Origin of the sequence: Sphingomonas baiyangensis (assembly GCF_005144715.1) — a bacterium.
GTDB classification, from domain to species: domain Bacteria; phylum Pseudomonadota; class Alphaproteobacteria; order Sphingomonadales; family Sphingomonadaceae; genus Sphingomonas; species Sphingomonas baiyangensis.
The window spans coordinates 63,181-80,102 of record NZ_SWKR01000002.1 but is presented as its reverse complement, the minus strand read 5'-3'; the positions used below and the strand labels follow the sequence as shown (position 1 = coordinate 80,102).

Below are 16,922 nucleotides of genomic sequence, written 5' to 3'. Positions count from 1 at the left end.
GTGGCGGGGATTTGATGCCTATTTTTGCCACTTTCGTCTAATCGATGCCGTGTATCTGGTTTGTTCTCGCAAGTATTGCGCGCGAACGCGCGGCGCTCCTCTCGCGAGACGATCACCAAATTATTGGAAGTGAAAACCGGTTGCTGGTCAGCGCGGCTCGGCGGGAACCGCCGGCGGCTGCTCGGCGACGGTGACGTTCACCGTCTCGCCGCCGCTCTTGCTCGGCGCCACGCCGATCTCGGCGAGCGGCTCCTCGATGATCGCGGTGTCGATCGCGAGCGTGTTCGCGCCGGCGGCCATGTTCGCCACGCGATCGCTGCTCGCCGCGCCGATCGCCTCGACCGGCGTCTCGCGATCGACGGCACTGAAGATCACGCCCGCGACGCCGATCAGCAACGTCACCGCGGCAAGACCCGTCATCGCCACGCGCACGCGCTGCATCGACTGGCCGGGTTCGGGAGGTAGAATCTGCATACCGGTTGGCGTGGCTACCGCGCCTGCACCGGCTTGTCGACCACTGGCGTCAATCGGTCGCGGCGACCAAGCCCTTGGCGTCGCGCCATTCGGGGTTGTGCAGCGTCGAGAGATAGCGAAAGCCGGTGTCGCACAGGATCGTCGCGACGCGCGCGCCGGGGCCGATATCGCGCGCCAGCCGGATCGCGCCCGCCACGTTGATGCCCGACGAAAGCCCCAGGCACAGCCCTTCCTCGTCGAGCAGTCGCCGCACCCATTGATAGCCCTCGGCGTCGGATATGCGATACTGCGCGTCGATCGGCGCGCCTTCCAGATTGGCGGTGATCCGCCCCTGCCCGATCCCTTCGGCGACCGACGATCCCTCGGACTTCAGTTCGCCATGCGCGTAATATTCGTAGAGCGCCGCGCCATGCGGATCGCTCAAGGCGATGCGCACCCGCTCGTCGCGCTCCTTCAGGCCCAGACCCACGCCCGCCAGCGTGCCGCCGGTGCCGACGGCGCAGGTGAAGCCGTCGATCCGTCCTTCCATCTGCTCCCAGATCTCGGCGGCGGTACCCACCACATGCGCGCGGCGATTGGCGATGTTGTCGAACTGGTTGGCCCAGACGGCATTGGCCGTCTCCTCGGCGATGCGCCGGCTGGTGTGGACGAAATGGCCGGGGTTCGAATAGGGCGCGGCGGGCACCAGCACCAGCTCGGCGCCCAGCGCGCGCAGCGTGTCCATCTTCTCGCGGCTCTGCGTCTCGGGCATGACTATGATCGTCTTGTAGCCCTTGGCGTTGGCCACCAGCGCCAGCCCGATGCCGGTATTGCCCGCCGTGCCCTCCACGATCGTGCCGCCGGGCGCGATCGCGCCGCGTGCCTCGGCATCCTCGACGATGAACAGCGCGGCACGATCCTTCACGCTGGCGCCCGGATTGGCGAATTCGCACTTGCCGAAGATGTCGGCACCCGCCGCTTCGCTCGGCCCCTTGAGGCGGACGAGCGGCGTGTTGCCGATGAGCGCGAGCGTGTCGGGGACGATGGCCATGCAAGGCAGATAGGGCGCGCATATGCGCAACCGCAAGGCGCGCCGGCTTTAGCCCGCCTTATCGCTGCTTTAGCGCCGGCCCTCGATGTACCGCCGCCACTTCAGCCGGAGACACCCGCGCGCGTCAGGTGCGGGCGCAGCCGCCCCGCGATTGCCAGGAAGAACATGCGATAGTCGCTCACCAGCGACCACAAGGGGTAGGTGAAGGTCGCCGGGCGGTTCCGCTCGACACGGAAGTGCGCGAACCAGGCGAAACCGTACCCCGCCAGCGGGATCGCCACCCACCACCAGCCGCCCGATGCCAGCGCGATCCCGAGGAACACGAAGGTCAGCGCGGTGCCGATATAGTGGATCCGCCGCGTTTCGGGCCGCGCATGCTCGCGCAGATAATATGGCCAGAAGTCGGCATAACGGGTGATCGCGCGCGCCATTCGGGCAGCCTATGCAACGATTCGACGGCTGTCGAGCAATGAAATGTTCTGCTATTGTTCGGACCGCGATGCCCGACTTGCCCGCCCCCGATCTGCCGCCAAGGCCGCTGCGCTGGCTGTTCCTCGACCTCAACAGCTATTTCGCCAGCGTCGAGCAGCAGCTCGAACCCGCCTATCGCGGACGCCCGCTCATCGTCGCCCCCGTCGACAGCGACACCACGGTCGCCATCGCCGCGTCGATCGAGGCCAAGCGCTATGGCATCACCACCGGCACTCCCGTCTGGGAGGCCAAGCGCCTCTGCCGCGACCTCGTCGTCACCCCCGCGCGGCATGATCGCTACGTCGCCTTCCATCAGGCGATCGTCGCCGAGATCTGGAAGTTCATACCCGTGACGCAGGTCTGCTCGATCGACGAAGTCGCCTGCCGGCTCCTCGATAACGAGAATGATCGTGAGCAGGCGATGACGCTCGCCCGTCGCATCAAGGCGGGCATCCGTGCAAACATCGGCGGCTGTCTGCAATCTTCGGTCGGCATCGCGCCCAACCGCCTGCTCGCCAAACTGGCCAGCGACATGCAGAAGCCCGATGGCCTCACAGTGCTCGAAGCGCGTGAACTTCCAGCCCGTCTCTTCCCCCTCGCCCTGCGCGACATCGCCGGCATCGGGCCGCGCATGGAGCGCCGCCTGGCGCAGAAGGGCATCAACGACATCCGCGAGCTGTGCGCCCGCCGCCCACGCGACGCCGGCAGCGCCTGGGGCGGCACCGATGGCGACCGGCTATGGTATCTGCTCCACGGCGTCGACCTGCCGCAAAAGCCAACGCAGAGCCGCACCATCGGCCACAGCCATGTGCTGAGCCCGCAGAAACGCGGCCTCGAGCCTACGCGCCTCACCGCGCGACGCTTGGCGCTCAAGGCCGCCAGCCGCCTGCGCCGCAAGGGCTATCGCAGCCGGCTGCTCATGCTCCACGGCAGGTTCGAGGACGACAAGTCGAGCTGGCGCGCGACCGCCCGGCTGCCGCCCACGCAGGACAGCTTCGTCATCCTCGACGCGCTCGATCGCCTGTTCCCTCGCCTTGCCGATGCCGGGCGGCAGCGACCCGGCGGCTTTCGCCTGCGCATGGTAGGCGTGACGCTTGCCGAGATCGAGCCGACCGGCCCCGATCAGTCCTCGCTGTTCGCGCTGCTCGATCCCGACGATCCGCTGGCGCGCGAAACGCGAGGACTGGCGCTCAGCCGTGCGATGGACCGGATGAACGAACGCTTTGGTCGCAATGCGGTAACGGTTGGACCGCTTCATGGTGGACGGATCGACCGCGTGGGCACCAAGATCGCGTTCGGACGGATTCCCGATCTCGACGAGTTCCACGAATAGAATGGCTTATCAGCCGAAGGAGCCAAGCCGATGAAGCGAGCCCTCCCCCTTGCTGCTCTCGCCCTGACACTCGCCGCGTGCAGTACGCGCGAGGAAGATGCGGATGCAGCGCCGGCCGAGCAAGTCACCGCGTCGACAAACGCCGCCGATCTCACGCCCGAGGAAGCGGGCATCTTCGACAAGCTGTTCGCCAATGGCGAGCCGGTGCGCCTCTCGCTCGAGCAGGTGCATCCCAATGGGGGCGTACTCAAGGTCAACGCCATCCAGGTAAAGCCTACCGAGACCGTGCTCAACGTCACCTATGTCAACGGCCATACGCGGCCTGTCGATCTCAACTGGCTGCGCAACTCGAAGCGCACCTTCCTGCTCGCGGGGGACCGCAAGTTCATCATCTCGCCGCCGCAATTGAACGAGGAAATCGAAGTGGCGAGCGGCGCCACCATGACCGGTGATCTGGTGTTCATCGGCGCCGTGCCGCAGACCGACCGGCTCCAGCTCGTCATCAACGAGAACGGCTCGACCAGCGACGGCGCGAGCAACCCCAAGTTCATCCTCGACATTCCGGCAACCACCGCATTCTGGTCCGACGACGGCTCAAAAAAAAAGTCAGCAGCCTGACCGCACGCACCGCAGGCTATTCGCGGTTTGAGCCGGTACGCGGCACCGCGAGCAGCTTCGGGGCCGGCACCGCGAGTGAGTCTTCGCTGTCCGAGGTCCAGACGCTGCAAAGCGAGCTGGGCGCCACGCAGACCGATCGCGGGACGCTGGTGTCGCTTCCAGGCGACGTGCTGTTCGATTTCGACAAGGCGACGATCCGGCCCGATGCCCGCGCGACGCTCGACAAGCTCGCCGCGCTGATAGCCGCGCAGAAGCCGCCTTCGGTATCGATCGAAGGGCATACCGATGCCAAGGGCGACGACGCCTATAATCAGCGCCTGTCCGAAGCGCGGGCGCACGCGGTGCGCGACTATCTGGTCGACCAGCGGCAGGTGCCGGCGGCACTGCTCAAGGCGATCGGTCTGGGCGAGCTGCGCCCGGTCGCGCCCAACGCCAATGCAACGGGCGGCGACGACCCCGAAGGCCGTCAGCGCAATCGCCGCGTCGAGGTGGTGCTGGCGGCACCCTCCTGACGCCGGTCCGCGCGATTGCAGCGCAGCGCAAGGATTGTTGCATCGGCAGACTTCCCCTTGACGCGCGATGCTGCGTGGGCGAAGGGCGCGCCATGAAGCGCACTCTCCTGCTCGCCGCGATCTGCGGCTCCGCCCTTTCGCTCGCGGCCTGCCAGAGCGAGCCCGAAGTCATCGATACGCGCCCGCCGAACCCGCTCGAGGCCGAGCTGGCGAACGCCGCGCCGGTCGAGCTGCCGCCGGCGATCCGCGCCAACGTGACGTTCCGCTGCCGCGACAACAGCCTCGCCTATGTCGAGTTCTTCCAAGGCGACAAGCAGGTGACGGTCCGGACCGATCGCGAAGGCGAGCGCACCGTGCTGCGTGCGAGCGAGGCGGGCCAGCCCTTCACTGCCGAAGGCTATTCGCTGAGCGGCGACACCGAGAACGTCACGCTCAAGCTGCCCGCAAAGGACGAGCTGACCTGCCGCGCCGGGCCGGCCTGAGCCATAGCGACCATCATTACGAAGGGGCCGGCAGCGCGATCTGCCGGCCCTTTTTTGTTGCGCGCCGCGCGTGGCGGCGGCACCTTGGCGCCCACGGCAAGGGAGTGATCGGCACTTGGCGGTTATCGCGGTCTACAGCCTGAAGGGCGGCGTCGGGAAGACGACGCTGACGGTCAATCTGGCCTGGTGCGCCGCTACATTTTCCGCCCGGCGGACACTGCTTTGGGATCTCGATCCGCAGGCGGCGTCGACATGGTTGCTCGATGGCGCGAAGCGCGAGCGCGATGCAGCGCATGCGGTGTTCACGCGTGACATCGATGCGACCAAGCTCATTCGACCGACCGCGTTCGACCGTCTCGACGTGCTAGGCGCCGATGCCTCGCTGCGCGGCCTCGACATCCTGTTCCACGAGCTCGACAAGAAGAAGCGGCTCGCCAAGCTCGTGAACGGGCTCGACAAGGCCTATGACCGGCTGCTGCTCGATTGTCCCCCCGGCCTCACCGAAACCAGCGAGCAGGTAATGCGCGCCGCCGACCTGATCGTAGTGCCGGTAATCCCCTCGCCCCTGTCGGTGCGCGCGTTCGACGAGGTGGTAAGCCATCTCGACCAGAAGGGCGCAAAGGTGCCCCTGTTGCCGGTGCACGCGATGGTCGATCGGCGTCGCAAACTGCATCAGGCCGCGATCGAGGCCAGGCCCGACTGGCCCGTGATCCCCGCCGCGAGCATCATCGAGACGATGACCGAGCGCCGCGCGCCCGTTGGCGCGTTTGCCTCGCGCTCGCCGGCCGCGCTGGCGTTTCGCGATCTCTGGCAGGTTATCGAGCAGCGGCTGGCCGGCAAACGATGACGCGGCGGCTGTCGCTCTATCAGCAGCTCGATCCCGAACTGGTGCTGCGCGCCTACGCGATGGGCGTATTTCCGATGGCCGATCATCGTGACGCGCCCGGCGTCTACTGGGTCGAGCCCAAGCTGCGCGGGATATTGCCGCTCGACGGGTTCAGATTGTCGCGCTCGCTGCGCAAGACGATCGTACGCGAGCGCTTCCGCGTCACCGCCGATCAGGCCTTCAACGCCATCATGGGGCTATGCGCCGAGCCGGCGGCCGACCGGCCCGAGACCTGGATCAACACCCCGATCGCAAGGGTGTTCGCCCGGCTGCACGAGATGGGCTTCGCGCACTCGATCGAATGCTGGGAGGGCGATCGGCTCGTCGGCGGGCTGTACGGGCTGGCGCTGGGGCGGGCGTTCTTCGGAGAAAGCATGGTCAGCCGCGCTACCGATGCCTCGAAAGTGGCGCTTGCCTGGCTGGTGGCGCGCCTGCGGGTCGGCGGCTTCGAGCTGCTCGACTGCCAGTTCCAGACGGGGCATCTCCAGTCGCTCGGCGCGATCGAGATCGACCGCGATCACTACATGGCGTTGCTCGGCTCGGCGCTTGGCGATTCGGTAGGCGGGCTGGCCTTGGGAGCCGCCTCGGTCGATGGCGCGTTCGATGCGCTCGATCGCCTCGGTGCGGCCCCGGCCTTGCCCGCGGCAGCCTCGCCGCCCAGTACCGTGGTATCCTCGGCGGTGTCGGGCAAGGTCATCGCACAGCTTTTGGGCCACACATCATAGATCGGGTGCGGCACGACGTTGAGCGCCGGGCGCTCGGCATAGAGCCAGCCCGAGAACGCGCGGCGCCAGCGATTGTCGGTGCCGCGCACGTCGAGCTGCACGAAGGCGCCGGTATATTGCTCGGCTTCCCACGGCGCCGTCCGCTCGCAGGCGCGCAGCCGCACGATCGCATCGCCCACGCGCACCGCCTGTCCCGGCCGAAGGCGCAGGTCGCGGCTGTCGCCATTGCGCTTGTTGAGCAGGCCGACTACGGCGACGCGCTCGTTCATCGGCGTCGCCCCTTGCGTCGCGAGCGCCAGCGTATCGGCGTCGAGCGTCACGACATCGACCGATCGCGCCGCCGGCGTCGCCGCCGGCGCTACCCCCGCCTCGGGAAGCTCGATCGTGCTGCGCGCCGCGTCGTCGCGGTTGCGCCAGGCGTCATATCCGAACCATGCAGCGACCGCGAGCAGCAGCGCGCCCAGCGCCGCGCCTGCCCATTTGAGCCGGTCGCGGCTCATGCGTCGGGGGACCAGGCCTCGTAATCGCCGGTAGCGCGCACGCGCGTGCCGCCCTTCTCGAGAGCGCCGGGCGGACGATAGGCGAGCGCCGTGCCCGTGGGGTTCGCGATCGGCTCCTTCTGCCAGATGCGATGCGGCGGCAGGGCACGATCGGGCACGTCGTCGATCTGGTGGTGCAGCCAGCTGAACCATTCGGGCGGCACGCGGCTTGCGTCGTTCGAGCCGCTATAGATCACCCAGCGCCGCGGCCGGCCGGCGGTGTCGCGCCCGCCCTGCCAATAGACGTTGCCAAGCGCATCGGTGCCGACGCGCGACTTGCCGCGCAGCGCCAGCGTCGTGCCCAGCGTCGCGCCGTTCCACCAGGTGAAGATCGAACCGAGAATACCCATGCGGCGCCCTTAGCGCGGTTGCGGGGCACAGGGCAATCGCACGCGTGTCACGACCCGGCCGGAAAACCCTGCCAGCGCACGCGATCGCCCGCAGCGATGCCCAGTTCGGCAGCACGCCCGCCGACGATCTCGAGCACCGCCGCGACGGGTTCGCCCGAGGCCACCGGCGCTTCCGAGAAGGGAATGGTATTCTCGGCGATGCGCGCGATCGTACCGTCGGCACGGATGAAGATGATGTCGAGCGACGTCGGCGTGTTCTTCATCCAGAAGCTGGCCTCGCGCGGCCCGCCGCCTTCGGCCGGGTAGGGATGGAACAGCATCGCCGATTGCGGGCCCAGATCGGTGCGGTACATCAACCCGCGATCCTGCTCCTCGCGCGTGCGCGCCGGCTCGGCATCGAAGCGGTGCGTCGTGCCATCGGCAGCCTCGATGCGGAGCGCGATCATTTCGGCCGTCGCCGCCTCGGCGGCGGACCCAGCGGTCTCGCCGGCAGTGCAGGCTGCAGGAATCGTCGCGGCCGCCAGCAGCAGCGCGAGATTTGGAAAGCGAAAGGTCATGCGGCCCTTAATCGGGCCTTTCGACCGCAACGGCAAGCGGCCCCTTGTCGCCGTCGACGATGCGCGCACGCAGCGGCTCATCGGGCTCGACTTCCTCGATACCGCCGCGGCGCAGCGTCTCCATGTGCACGAACACGTCGCTACCGTCGCCCGGGCGCACGAGAAACCCGTAGCCCTTGAGGCGGTTGAACCACTTCACCATCACCGGTTCGAACGGCCCCGCCCCCGCGATCAGCTTCAGCCGTTCGGCGCGCTCGCCCTGCGTGCGCCCGCGCGGCGGCTCGACGGCACCCGACAGGTCGATCGACAGGATTTCGCGGGCCTGCAGGCCGCGTTCGCGCCGGACGACGAGACATTCGACGCGCGCACCTTCGGGCAGGCTGCGCCGGTCGAGCGGCTGCAGGATGGTGAAGTGGACCAGAATGTCGCCGACCGCAGCATCATCGCAGACGATAAAGCCGAACCCGCGCGTCACATCGAACCATTTGACGGTGCCGGCATATACCCGCGGGTCGAGCGATTCGGCCGGCGCGCTCATCGCCGCCGGGTCGTCATCGGAATGGAACGCTTCGGGCACAGGCCGCGGATCAGCACGCATCTTAATTCTACCCCCGGCCGCCAGCTTAACATAGCGTTTCAGGAAAGCGAAAGAAGCAAGTGGCGTTCGATCTCCGCCACTTCCCCGATTTGAGACATGGGCGACATCGCCACAATCTCGCGTGCCATATCGAACGAATGGCCCGCGCGCACCATTGCGGCGATCTGCTTGTCGCGCAGCGCACGATCGGCCGGATCGGCAGCGAATGGTCCGATCCGGCGGCGGCGCGCGAACGCGACCGCGCTGGCGACCGATCGCGCATCGATCGCCTCGTCGAGAAAGGCGGCATCCTCCGGCGTCAGCCCATCGGCGCGCAGCGTCGCGGCAACGCGCCGCGCGCCCAGCCCCCTGCGCGCCATCGAGGCGGCACGCATTTCACCGAATCCTCGATCATCCACATAGCCGCGCTCGGCGCATAGCTGCACCATGCGTTCGACCGCCGCTTCGGCCGAAAGCGACGAATCGTGCCATCCGCGCTCGCGCTGCTTGCGCCGGAGATAGGTTGCCAGCTTGGCTCGCGTGGTGGCGTAACGCCCTACATACCGTAGCGTCATGCGCTCCAGCGCCTCGCGATCGAGCGGGCTTGGCGGGGGACGATCGGTACGCATGCGCCATGATTATGCCACAGTGGAGATTGATTTTGAACGTGAAGCCGTGCGACCGGCGACGATTGCCCGTGCGTCTGCCGCCGTCTGGCGGCGCACGAGCGCGAATGAACATGACCAAGGCTCGGGATCGCTCGACGTGAACAACAACTCCAACTCCCCCATGGCGACGCCCAGCAGCGATGCGCTGAAGCGCCGCTTCTCCGATTTCGCGACGCTCGGCGAAGCGCTGGACTATGCCGCCACCGGTACGCTCGGCCTAAACTTCCACGATCCGCGCGGTCAGCTCGTCCGGGGCTACAGCTACCGCGAACTGCGCGAGAACGCGCTGGCGCAGGCGCGGCGGATGATCGACGCGGGCGTCGCGCCAGGTGATCGCATCGCGCTTGTCGCGGAGACCGGAGCCGAGTTCGCCAGCCTGTTCTTCGGCGTCGTCTATGCGGGCGGCTGGCCCGTCCCGCTGCCGCTGCCGACCTCGTTTGGCGGGCGCGAGAGCTATATCGACCAGCTCGGCGTCCAGCTGAAGAGCTGCGATCCCAAGATGCTGTTCTACCCTGCCGAGCTTGCCTCGATGGCCGGGGAAGCCGCCCGCATCGCTGGTGTGGAAGGCATCGAGTGGGAGGCGTTCGAAACCCGTCCCGCGCCTGAAGTCCCGCTGCCGGCGGCGCAGACCGACGACATCGCCTATCTGCAATATTCGAGCGGATCGACGCGCTTTCCGCACGGCGTGGCGATCACGCACCGCGCGCTGCTCAACAACCTCGCGGCCCACGCGCACGGCATGGCGCTGATCGAAGGCGATCGCTGCGTAAGCTGGCTGCCCTGGTATCACGACATGGGGCTGGTGGGCTGCTTCCTCTCGCCCGTCGCCAACCAGGTATCGGTCGACTATCTCAAGACCGAGGATTTCGCGCGCCGTCCGCTTGCCTGGCTCGAGCTCATCAGCCGCAATCCGGGCACCACGCTCAGCTATTCGCCGACCTTCGGCTACGATATCTGTGCGCGCCGCATGTCGAGCCAGACCAAGGCGAGCGATCGCTTCGATCTCAGCCGCTGGCGCGTGGCGGGCAACGGCGCCGATATGATCCGGCCCGACGTGATGCAGAAGTTCGTCGATGCGTTCGCCGATGCGGGCTTCAAGGCCTCGGCATTCCTGCCGAGCTATGGCCTCGCCGAGGCGACGCTGGCGGTATCGATCATGCCGCCGGGCGAAGGCATCGTCGTCGAACTCGTCGAGGAGACGCAGCTCTCTGGCATGTCGGCCGATGGCGACCGGCCGCAGCGCTACCGCTCGATCGTCAATTGCGGACGCCCCGTGCGCGACATGGAAGTCCAAATCCGCGAGGAGGACGGAACCCCACTACCCGACAAGGCCATCGGCAAGGTCTGGTGTCGCGGGCCGAGCGTGATGGTCGGCTATTTCCGCGATACCGCCGCGACCGAGGCGTGCTTGCGCGACGGCTGGCTCGACACCGGCGACATGGGCTATCTGTCCGACGGCTATGTCTACATCGTCGGCCGCGCCAAGGACATGATCATCGTCAACGGGCGCAATCACTGGCCGCAGGATATCGAGTGGGCAGTCGAGCAGCTGCCCGGCTTCAAGGCGGGTGATATCGCCGCCTTCGCGATCACCACGCCGGGCGGCGAGGAGACGCCTGCGGTACTCGTGCAGTGCCGCACGTCCGATGATGCCGAGCGCACGCGGCTGCGCGACGAGATTCGTGAACGCGTCCGCTCGGTCACCGGCATGAACTGCGTGATCGAGCTCGTGCCGCCGCGCACGCTGCCGCGCACCAGCTCGGGCAAGCTCAGCCGCGCAAAGGCGCGCAACCTGTATCTGGCCGGCGAGATCAAGCCCTACGATATCGCAGCCTGAGCGCTTGCGGCGACGACTAATGAACGAAAATTACGCACACGCCGCACGCTCCTAACCGATCGCTAACCTAGCCCGACGTAGACCCGGCGGGTGACCAGTGCCGCTTCCTCGCAGTTCGCCAAGCCCCGGATCGACATCCGGGCGCTCCTGGGGCTTTACGATCCCGCCGATGCGATGGACTGGGGGCCGATTCGCGCGGCGCAGCTCAACGCGGGCAACCAGCTCGCCTTGTTCCTGCTCGCGGCGAACGTCTTCGGGGCGCTGCTTATCCTGCTGCTGCTCAAGGAGATCGCGCCGCTCTGGCTGCTGGTCAGCTGGGCGATCGCCGTCACGACGGTCGCCAGCGTCGTCGTCATGCGCCGGCTGGCGACGCGCAATCGCAACCGGGCGACCGCCAGCGTGCGCGAAGTCCGCGATACGCTGTTCGACGGGTTGGCGCTCGGCGTGGTCTGGGCAATCGCTCCTGTCGCGTTCGGCTTCACGGCGAGCGGCGGGGCGGCCCTCGGCCTGTGGATCGTGCTGTCGATCCTGATGACCGCGTCGGCCGTCGCCATGGCCGCGCTGCCGCTTGCCACCACTGCCTTTCTGCTTGTGCTCGGCATCACCGTTTCCGCAACGCTCGGCCTGGCGGTCGATCCGGTGCTTTCGGCCGCGGCGCTGTTCTTCACCGCGCTCTTGATCTTCGCCTGCTTCGTGCGCGGCAAGGCGCTGGTCGTGATCCGTGCCAACGAGATCGCGCTTGCCGAGCGCGACGAGACGGTGAGCCTGTTGCTGCGGGAGTTCGAGGAGAACTCCGCCGACTGGCTATGGGAAACCGATGCGCAGCGCCGCGTTGTGCGTGCCAGCCCGCGCTTCGCCTATTCGGTGGGGCTCGATCCGATCGCGGTCAATGGCATGCCCTTCCTCCAGGTGCTTGCCGGCCCGACCTGGGAAACGGGCGAGTTCGCCGCGGGGCTGCGCACGCTCGCCGAGCGGTTGAAAACGCGCGAGGCGTTTCGCGACCTGCTGGTGCCCGTCACCGTCAACGGCGAGGAACGCTGGTGGGAGATCGCCGCATCGCCCCGCTTCGACGAGCGCGGCGCCTTTATCGGCTTTCGCGGCGTTGGCTCCGACGTGACCGAAGCGCGCAAGTCGACCGATAAGATCAACCGCATGGCGCGGTACGATCTGCTCACCGGCCTGCCCAACCGCCTGCTCATCAACGAGGCGCTGGCGCGCGCGATGGCCGACGCCGAGAAATGGGGCGGGCGTTGCGCGTTCATGATGATCGACCTCGACCGCTTCAAGGCGGTGAACGATTCGCTCGGCCACCCGATCGGCGACCGGTTGCTCGGTCGCGTATCCGAGCGGCTGCAGCAGCTCATCACCGAGAATGAGGTGATCGGCCGGCTGGGCGGCGACGAATTCGCCGTGGTGGTGCGCGACGCGCGCGATACCGAGCGGCTCGAGCAACTGGCCAAGACGATCATCCACAAGCTGTCGCGGCCCTATGAGGTCGACCAGCACACGCTCTATATCGGCGCATCGGTGGGCCTCGCGATCGGCCCGCGCGACGGGCGCACCGCCGAGATGCTGGTGCGCTCGGCCGACCTTGCGCTCTATCGCTCGAAGGATGCGGGGGGCGGCGTCTATCACGTCTATGAGCCGCAGCTCCATGTCGCCGCCGAAGAGCGCCGCGTGCTCGAGATCGCGCTGCGCAACGCGCTCCAGAACGACGAGCTGCACCTCAATTTCCAGCCGGTGGTCAATGCCGATACTGGCGGGCTGACGGGGTTCGAGGCACTGCTGCGCTGGACGCATCCCGAGCTGGGGCCGATCAGCCCCGCCAAGTTCGTACCGCTTGCCGAGGATGCGCGCCTCATCGCGCCGATCGGCGAATGGGTGCTGCGCCATGCCTGCAACGAGGCGGCGAAATGGGACGACGACGTGCGCGTGGCGGTCAATGTCAGTCCCGAGCAGCTGCACAATCCGGCGTTCGTGGCGGTGGTGGCGCAGGCGCTGGCGCAGAGCGGCATCACGCCAAACCGGCTCGAACTGGAAGTGACCGAAAGCGTGTTCATGCGCGAAGGCACCGGCGCGGTGAAGGTGCTCGAGCATATTCTCGATCTCGGCTGCCGGCTGAGCCTCGACGATTTCGGTACGGGCTATTCGTCGCTCGGCTATCTCTCGCGGACCAAATTCTCGTCGATCAAGATCGATCGCAGCTTCGTGCAGGGCGCCTCGAAGGGCGTGCGCGAGGCGATCGCGATCATCCGCGCAGTGGTGGCGCTGGCGCAGAGCCTGGGAATGGCGACGACGGCGGAGGGCGTGGAGACCGAGGAGGAGCACCGCATGGTGCAGGAGCTGGGGTGCACCAAGGTGCAGGGCTATTATTTCGGCCGCCCCCTGCCCGCGCATGAGGCGCTGCACCTCGCCACGCGGCGCAAGCGCGGCGAAAGCGTGGCGGCGTGATTTTTGCGCTGTCCTACACGGCGATCGGCTGCTAGGGGAAGCGCCGCCCAGGCGTTTCCCCGCCGCCATTTCGATGCCGGATGTCGGGAATGCGGGCCGCAGGAGTGTAGCTCAGTTGGTAGAGCATCGGTCTCCAAAACCGAGGGCCGTGGGTTCGAGTCCCTCCACTCCTGCCAGCCGCACCGCCGCCGCCCTTGCGCGGCCGGCCGCGCGGCGCTAGATAGCCGCTTCTATCCGACAGTCTGGATGATCCGCACCGAGCCCCGAAGGGCCGGGCAGCGGACCCATGCCCGGCGGTCGGCCCGAACATGGTGCATTGCACCGCCCGCAAAGAAGGTGCCGCATGGCCAAGACGTCGCCGATCGAGTTCGTCAACCAGGTGAAGGCCGAAACCGCCAAGGTGACGTGGCCGACGCGCAAGGAGACGGTGAGCACCGCGATCATGGTGGTCATCATGACGGCGCTGCTGGCGCTGTTCTTCCTCGGCGTCGATTCGATCTTCGATGCGATCGTGCAGGGCCTGCTTTCGCTCGCCGACTGAGCCTCCACGCGGACCAATCAACACGGACAACGGACAATAGCATGGCGCGCTGGTACATCATTCACGCCTATTCGGGCTTCGAGAACAAGGTTCGCGACCAGATCCTGGCCGACGCGACGCGGCTGGGGCTCGACCAGCTGGTCGAGAGCGTCGAGGTGCCGACCGAGACCGTCACCGAAGTGCGCCGCGGCAAGAAGGTGCAGTCCGAGCGCAAGTTCTTCCCCGGCTATGTGCTGGCGAAGCTGGCGATGAACGACGATGTGTACCACCTGGTCAAGAACACGCCCAAGGTGACGGGCTTCCTGGGCAGCATGGGCAAGCCGCAGGCGATCAGCGAGGCCGAGGCCGCACGCATCCTGAACACCAAGGAAGAAGCCGCCGCCGCGCCCAAGCAGCAGATCAAGGTCGATTACGAGATCGGCGATCAGGTGAAGGTGCTCGACGGCCCCTTCGCCAGCTTCAACGGCCTGGTCGAGGAACTCGATTTCGACAAGTCGAAGGTCAAGGTCAGCGTATCGATCTTCGGCCGCGCAACGCCGGTGGAACTCGATTTCGAGCAGGTCGAACGCAGCAAGTGAGCGCGGCCCGCCGGTGGCGGCGGGTGTGGGACGGAATGGGAAGCGCGGGGTGCGAGCCTCGCGCTTTTTTTGTTGTGGGGGGCGCCTAATGTCGATCATTCGAGGGCCACGAAGGCACTCCCAAAAGCCGCTCTCATTAATACTGCTACTTTCGACGGTTCTGGGGAAAATCAGAACGCACGATGTGGAAGACTGGTAGCCTCTTCCGGGATTTGGTTCACAACCGGCTATACGGCAGATGCGCGCATAACCCCGCTCGTCCAGACCCAACAAAGGTCCCACAATGCCTTGGTCTGCTTCGTCGTTGGATCGGAGAGGCGAACACCTAACGAACATACTGTTGACACTGCGATCGATATTAGGGGAGTTGTTCAGACGGAATTCGGGAGCGGACAATGCGTTACAAATCCTTTCGGATCGAGAATTTTAAAGGCATTAAGGACACGACGGTTAATTTGCAGTCCCTTGCGGGGGCGAACGTATTCGCTTTTGTGGGCCTCAACGAGAGTGGGAAGACTACCGTTCTTGAAGCGATCCACAGTTTTTCGCCGGACGATGCCACTAGCGAGCTGCTAGGCGGTGAGGCCGGGATGGGCGTTCCCTTTAACGAGCGAGTTCCACGCCACGCATTGTCGGACTTTACCGGCGACGTCTCCGTTACTGCCGTTGTAAGCGTCACGCCCGAGGACAAGGAGAAGGTCGCGAAGCACTTGCTCACCTCCCACAATTTGCACTTAAACGTTGAGACATTTCCCGACGAGCTGGTGTTTCAGCGACAGCAAAGATTTGAAAATGGTGATTTCAAGAAAAGCTATTTTACCCTTAGAACAAAGTTGGAAGTCAAAGGCCTAAAACAACGGAAATGGCGGGAGCCGAGAGGTGATGAATCGACGCAGATTAGACAAGCGGCATATGCCTTTACGCCAGATATTGCTTACTTTCCAACCTTCGTATTCGATTTTCCTGAAACGGTTTTCCTGACGAACCGCGGCGATATTGTCGATCAGTTCTATCGCCGGACGTTTCAAGACATTCTTGATTACGATGGTCGCAGTCACACTATCGAAAAAGATATTCTTAGACGCCTCCGGGCGAATAGTATGCGCGTGCCGTGGCTCTCTTTCTTGTCCCTTTGGGGGACGAATGACGACAAGGAGAAAATTCAGCACGTTATGGACCGTGCCGGTGCAGCGGTCACAAAACTGGTGTTTGGTCGATGGAATAAAATTTTTGGCGAAGACACCCGGGGTAAGGAAGTAATTATTACTTTTGATACTTTAGAAGGCGAGGTTCAGGATGCTCAAGGAAAAACATTAAAAACGCACGAACATGATCTGTTTGTCCGATTTCAAATTCGGGACGGAACGCGTCGCTTTAACGTCAACGATCGATCTCTGGGGTTTCGTTGGTTTTTTTCATTCATGCTTTTTACGCAATTTCGCGTAGCCCGCACTGGCTCCGGCTCGAGGCCTCTGCTTTTCTTATTTGACGAGCCTGCATCCAATCTTCACGCCGCTGCGCAGCAAAAGCTCATCGAGTCATTTCCCGAAATCGCGAAGGGCGAACACACTTTAGCTTACTCCACGCATAGCCATTATCTCATCGAACCAAAGTGGCTTGAACAAACTTTCATCGTCACAAACCGAGCGGACGCTCCAGTAATGTCGGTGCTTGACGATATATCCTTGGATGACGAGTCTCTGGATATCAAGGTTGAGACGTATAGAAACTTCGTCAACTTTTTCCCCGGCCAGACGAGTTACTTTCAACCAATCTTGGACCGACTCGCGGTCGTTCCATCGAAATTTGATGCGCAAAAAGCGTCTATCGTTTTGGAGGGAAAGTCCGACTACTATATCCTTCGTTATCTGTCCAAGCTGCTAGGTATCGATGATATTCCGCTGTTGCCAGGTTTGGGTGCGGGAACGTTCGGCGCGCTCGCAGCCTTGCACGTCGGATGGAATTTAAAATTTCTGTTCGTACTCGACGGCGATATTGCCGGTAAGACTGAGCGTGATCGCTACGCAGAGGAGTTCGGTATCCCCGCAGAACGCCTTGTTACGATCGATGAACTCGTTGTTGGCGTAAAGGTCATCGAAGATTTGCTAGACGACGAGGCGCGAAATGTAATCCAGTCCGCATTATCGTTGGGAAAGGCTCCGACCAAGGGGCAGATACGGCGTTTTTTTCAAGAGCGGCTGGCATGTGGCAACGTTGAACCGTTAAGCAAAAAATTTGCACAAACGGGTGGCGAACTCATTACCAAGTTAAAAGAGCGGCTGGAGGCTTAATA

Annotated in this window: 18 protein-coding genes, 1 tRNA gene and 1 pseudogene; 12 read left to right on the top strand and 8 right to left on the bottom strand. The window is 65.0% G+C overall.

Annotated features, from left to right (window positions below; all coding sequences use genetic code 11):
* Positions 1 to 147: 147 nt before the first annotated feature.
* The 3 genes from FBR43_RS03450 to FBR43_RS03440 form a co-directional block, all read right to left on the bottom strand.
* Positions 148 to 474, bottom strand: a complete 327-nt coding sequence (locus FBR43_RS03450) for a hypothetical protein (RefSeq protein ID WP_212611878.1) — start codon at positions 472 to 474, stop codon at positions 148 to 150.
* Between the two features lie 49 nt (positions 475 to 523).
* Complete coding sequence (locus FBR43_RS03445; RefSeq protein WP_136941868.1) at positions 524 to 1,504, bottom strand: cysteine synthase A; 981 nt, start codon at positions 1,502 to 1,504, stop codon at positions 524 to 526.
* Between the two features lie 101 nt (positions 1,505 to 1,605).
* The gene (locus tag FBR43_RS03440; RefSeq protein WP_136941867.1) at positions 1,606 to 1,935 is read right to left on the bottom strand and encodes a DUF962 domain-containing protein; all 330 of its coding nucleotides are present in this window, start codon (positions 1,933 to 1,935) and stop codon (positions 1,606 to 1,608) included.
* A 68-nt stretch (positions 1,936 to 2,003) separates the two neighbouring features.
* Between FBR43_RS03440 and FBR43_RS03435 the strand changes: the two genes are divergently transcribed.
* The 6 genes from FBR43_RS03435 (at position 2,004) to aat (ending at position 6,531) form a co-directional block, all read left to right on the top strand.
* The gene (locus FBR43_RS03435) at positions 2,004 to 3,308 is read left to right on the top strand and encodes a DNA polymerase Y family protein (protein ID WP_136941866.1); all 1,305 of its coding nucleotides are present in this window, start codon (positions 2,004 to 2,006) and stop codon (positions 3,306 to 3,308) included.
* A 30-nt stretch (positions 3,309 to 3,338) separates the two neighbouring features.
* Positions 3,339 to 3,926, top strand: a complete 588-nt coding sequence (locus tag FBR43_RS03430; RefSeq protein ID WP_136941865.1) for a hypothetical protein — start codon at positions 3,339 to 3,341, stop codon at positions 3,924 to 3,926.
* Between the two features lie 149 nt (positions 3,927 to 4,075).
* The gene (locus FBR43_RS03425) at positions 4,076 to 4,438 is read left to right on the top strand and encodes an OmpA family protein (protein ID WP_169542469.1); all 363 of its coding nucleotides are present in this window, start codon (positions 4,076 to 4,078) and stop codon (positions 4,436 to 4,438) included.
* A gap of 92 nt (positions 4,439 to 4,530) precedes the next feature.
* Entirely contained in the window at positions 4,531 to 4,920 is a 390-nt protein-coding gene (locus FBR43_RS03420) for a hypothetical protein (protein ID WP_136941863.1), read from the top strand.
* A 115-nt stretch (positions 4,921 to 5,035) separates the two neighbouring features.
* The gene (locus FBR43_RS03415) at positions 5,036 to 5,767 is read left to right on the top strand and encodes a ParA family protein (protein WP_136941862.1); all 732 of its coding nucleotides are present in this window, start codon (positions 5,036 to 5,038) and stop codon (positions 5,765 to 5,767) included.
* Complete coding sequence (gene aat, locus FBR43_RS03410) at positions 5,764 to 6,531, top strand: leucyl/phenylalanyl-tRNA--protein transferase (RefSeq protein WP_136941861.1); 768 nt, start codon at positions 5,764 to 5,766, stop codon at positions 6,529 to 6,531. The genes FBR43_RS03415 and aat overlap by 4 nt, the downstream gene beginning before the upstream one ends.
* A gap of 35 nt (positions 6,532 to 6,566) precedes the next feature.
* On the opposite strand, the pseudogene FBR43_RS16395 reads toward aat, so the two are convergent.
* The 5 genes and pseudogenes from FBR43_RS16395 to FBR43_RS03385 all read right to left on the bottom strand — a co-directional run.
* Positions 6,567 to 6,800 (bottom strand): annotated as a pseudogene (locus FBR43_RS16395) (DUF2155 domain-containing protein); the annotation flags it as partial.
* 227 nt (positions 6,801 to 7,027) lie between these two features.
* Positions 7,028 to 7,420: an NADH:ubiquinone oxidoreductase subunit NDUFA12 gene (locus FBR43_RS03400; RefSeq protein ID WP_136941860.1), complete on the bottom strand. Its 393-nt coding sequence runs from the start codon at positions 7,418 to 7,420 to the stop codon at positions 7,028 to 7,030.
* A gap of 47 nt (positions 7,421 to 7,467) precedes the next feature.
* On the bottom strand, positions 7,468 to 7,977 hold the full coding sequence (locus FBR43_RS03395; protein WP_249276438.1) for a DUF192 domain-containing protein: 510 nt from the start codon (positions 7,975 to 7,977) through the stop codon (positions 7,468 to 7,470).
* 7 nt (positions 7,978 to 7,984) lie between these two features.
* The gene (locus FBR43_RS03390) at positions 7,985 to 8,515 is read right to left on the bottom strand and encodes a cold-shock protein (protein ID WP_249276437.1); all 531 of its coding nucleotides are present in this window, start codon (positions 8,513 to 8,515) and stop codon (positions 7,985 to 7,987) included.
* Positions 8,516 to 8,613: 98 nt separating this feature from the next.
* Positions 8,614 to 9,183, bottom strand: a complete 570-nt coding sequence (locus FBR43_RS03385) for a regulatory protein RecX (protein WP_136941858.1) — start codon at positions 9,181 to 9,183, stop codon at positions 8,614 to 8,616.
* Between the two features lie 160 nt (positions 9,184 to 9,343).
* On the opposite strand from FBR43_RS03385, the gene FBR43_RS03380 reads away from it, so the two are divergent.
* The 6 genes from FBR43_RS03380 (at position 9,344) to FBR43_RS03355 (ending at position 16,920) form a co-directional block, all read left to right on the top strand.
* Positions 9,344 to 11,059 carry a fatty acyl-AMP ligase gene (locus FBR43_RS03380; RefSeq protein WP_136941857.1) on the top strand — a complete coding sequence of 572 codons (1,716 nt, stop codon included), beginning with the start codon at positions 9,344 to 9,346 and terminating at the stop codon, positions 11,057 to 11,059.
* Positions 11,060 to 11,149: 90 nt separating this feature from the next.
* Positions 11,150 to 13,510: a putative bifunctional diguanylate cyclase/phosphodiesterase gene (locus FBR43_RS03375; RefSeq protein ID WP_249276436.1), complete on the top strand. Its 2,361-nt coding sequence runs from the start codon at positions 11,150 to 11,152 to the stop codon at positions 13,508 to 13,510.
* Between the two features lie 100 nt (positions 13,511 to 13,610).
* Positions 13,611 to 13,686: transfer RNA gene (locus FBR43_RS03370), tRNA-Trp, on the top strand.
* Between the two features lie 167 nt (positions 13,687 to 13,853).
* Positions 13,854 to 14,051: a preprotein translocase subunit SecE gene (secE, locus tag FBR43_RS03365; protein ID WP_136941856.1), complete on the top strand. Its 198-nt coding sequence runs from the start codon at positions 13,854 to 13,856 to the stop codon at positions 14,049 to 14,051.
* A gap of 41 nt (positions 14,052 to 14,092) precedes the next feature.
* Positions 14,093 to 14,629: a transcription termination/antitermination protein NusG gene (gene nusG / locus FBR43_RS03360; protein ID WP_136941855.1), complete on the top strand. Its 537-nt coding sequence runs from the start codon at positions 14,093 to 14,095 to the stop codon at positions 14,627 to 14,629.
* 395 nt (positions 14,630 to 15,024) lie between these two features.
* The gene (locus FBR43_RS03355) at positions 15,025 to 16,920 is read left to right on the top strand and encodes an AAA family ATPase (protein ID WP_136941854.1); all 1,896 of its coding nucleotides are present in this window, start codon (positions 15,025 to 15,027) and stop codon (positions 16,918 to 16,920) included.
* Positions 16,921 to 16,922 lie beyond the last annotated feature (2 nt).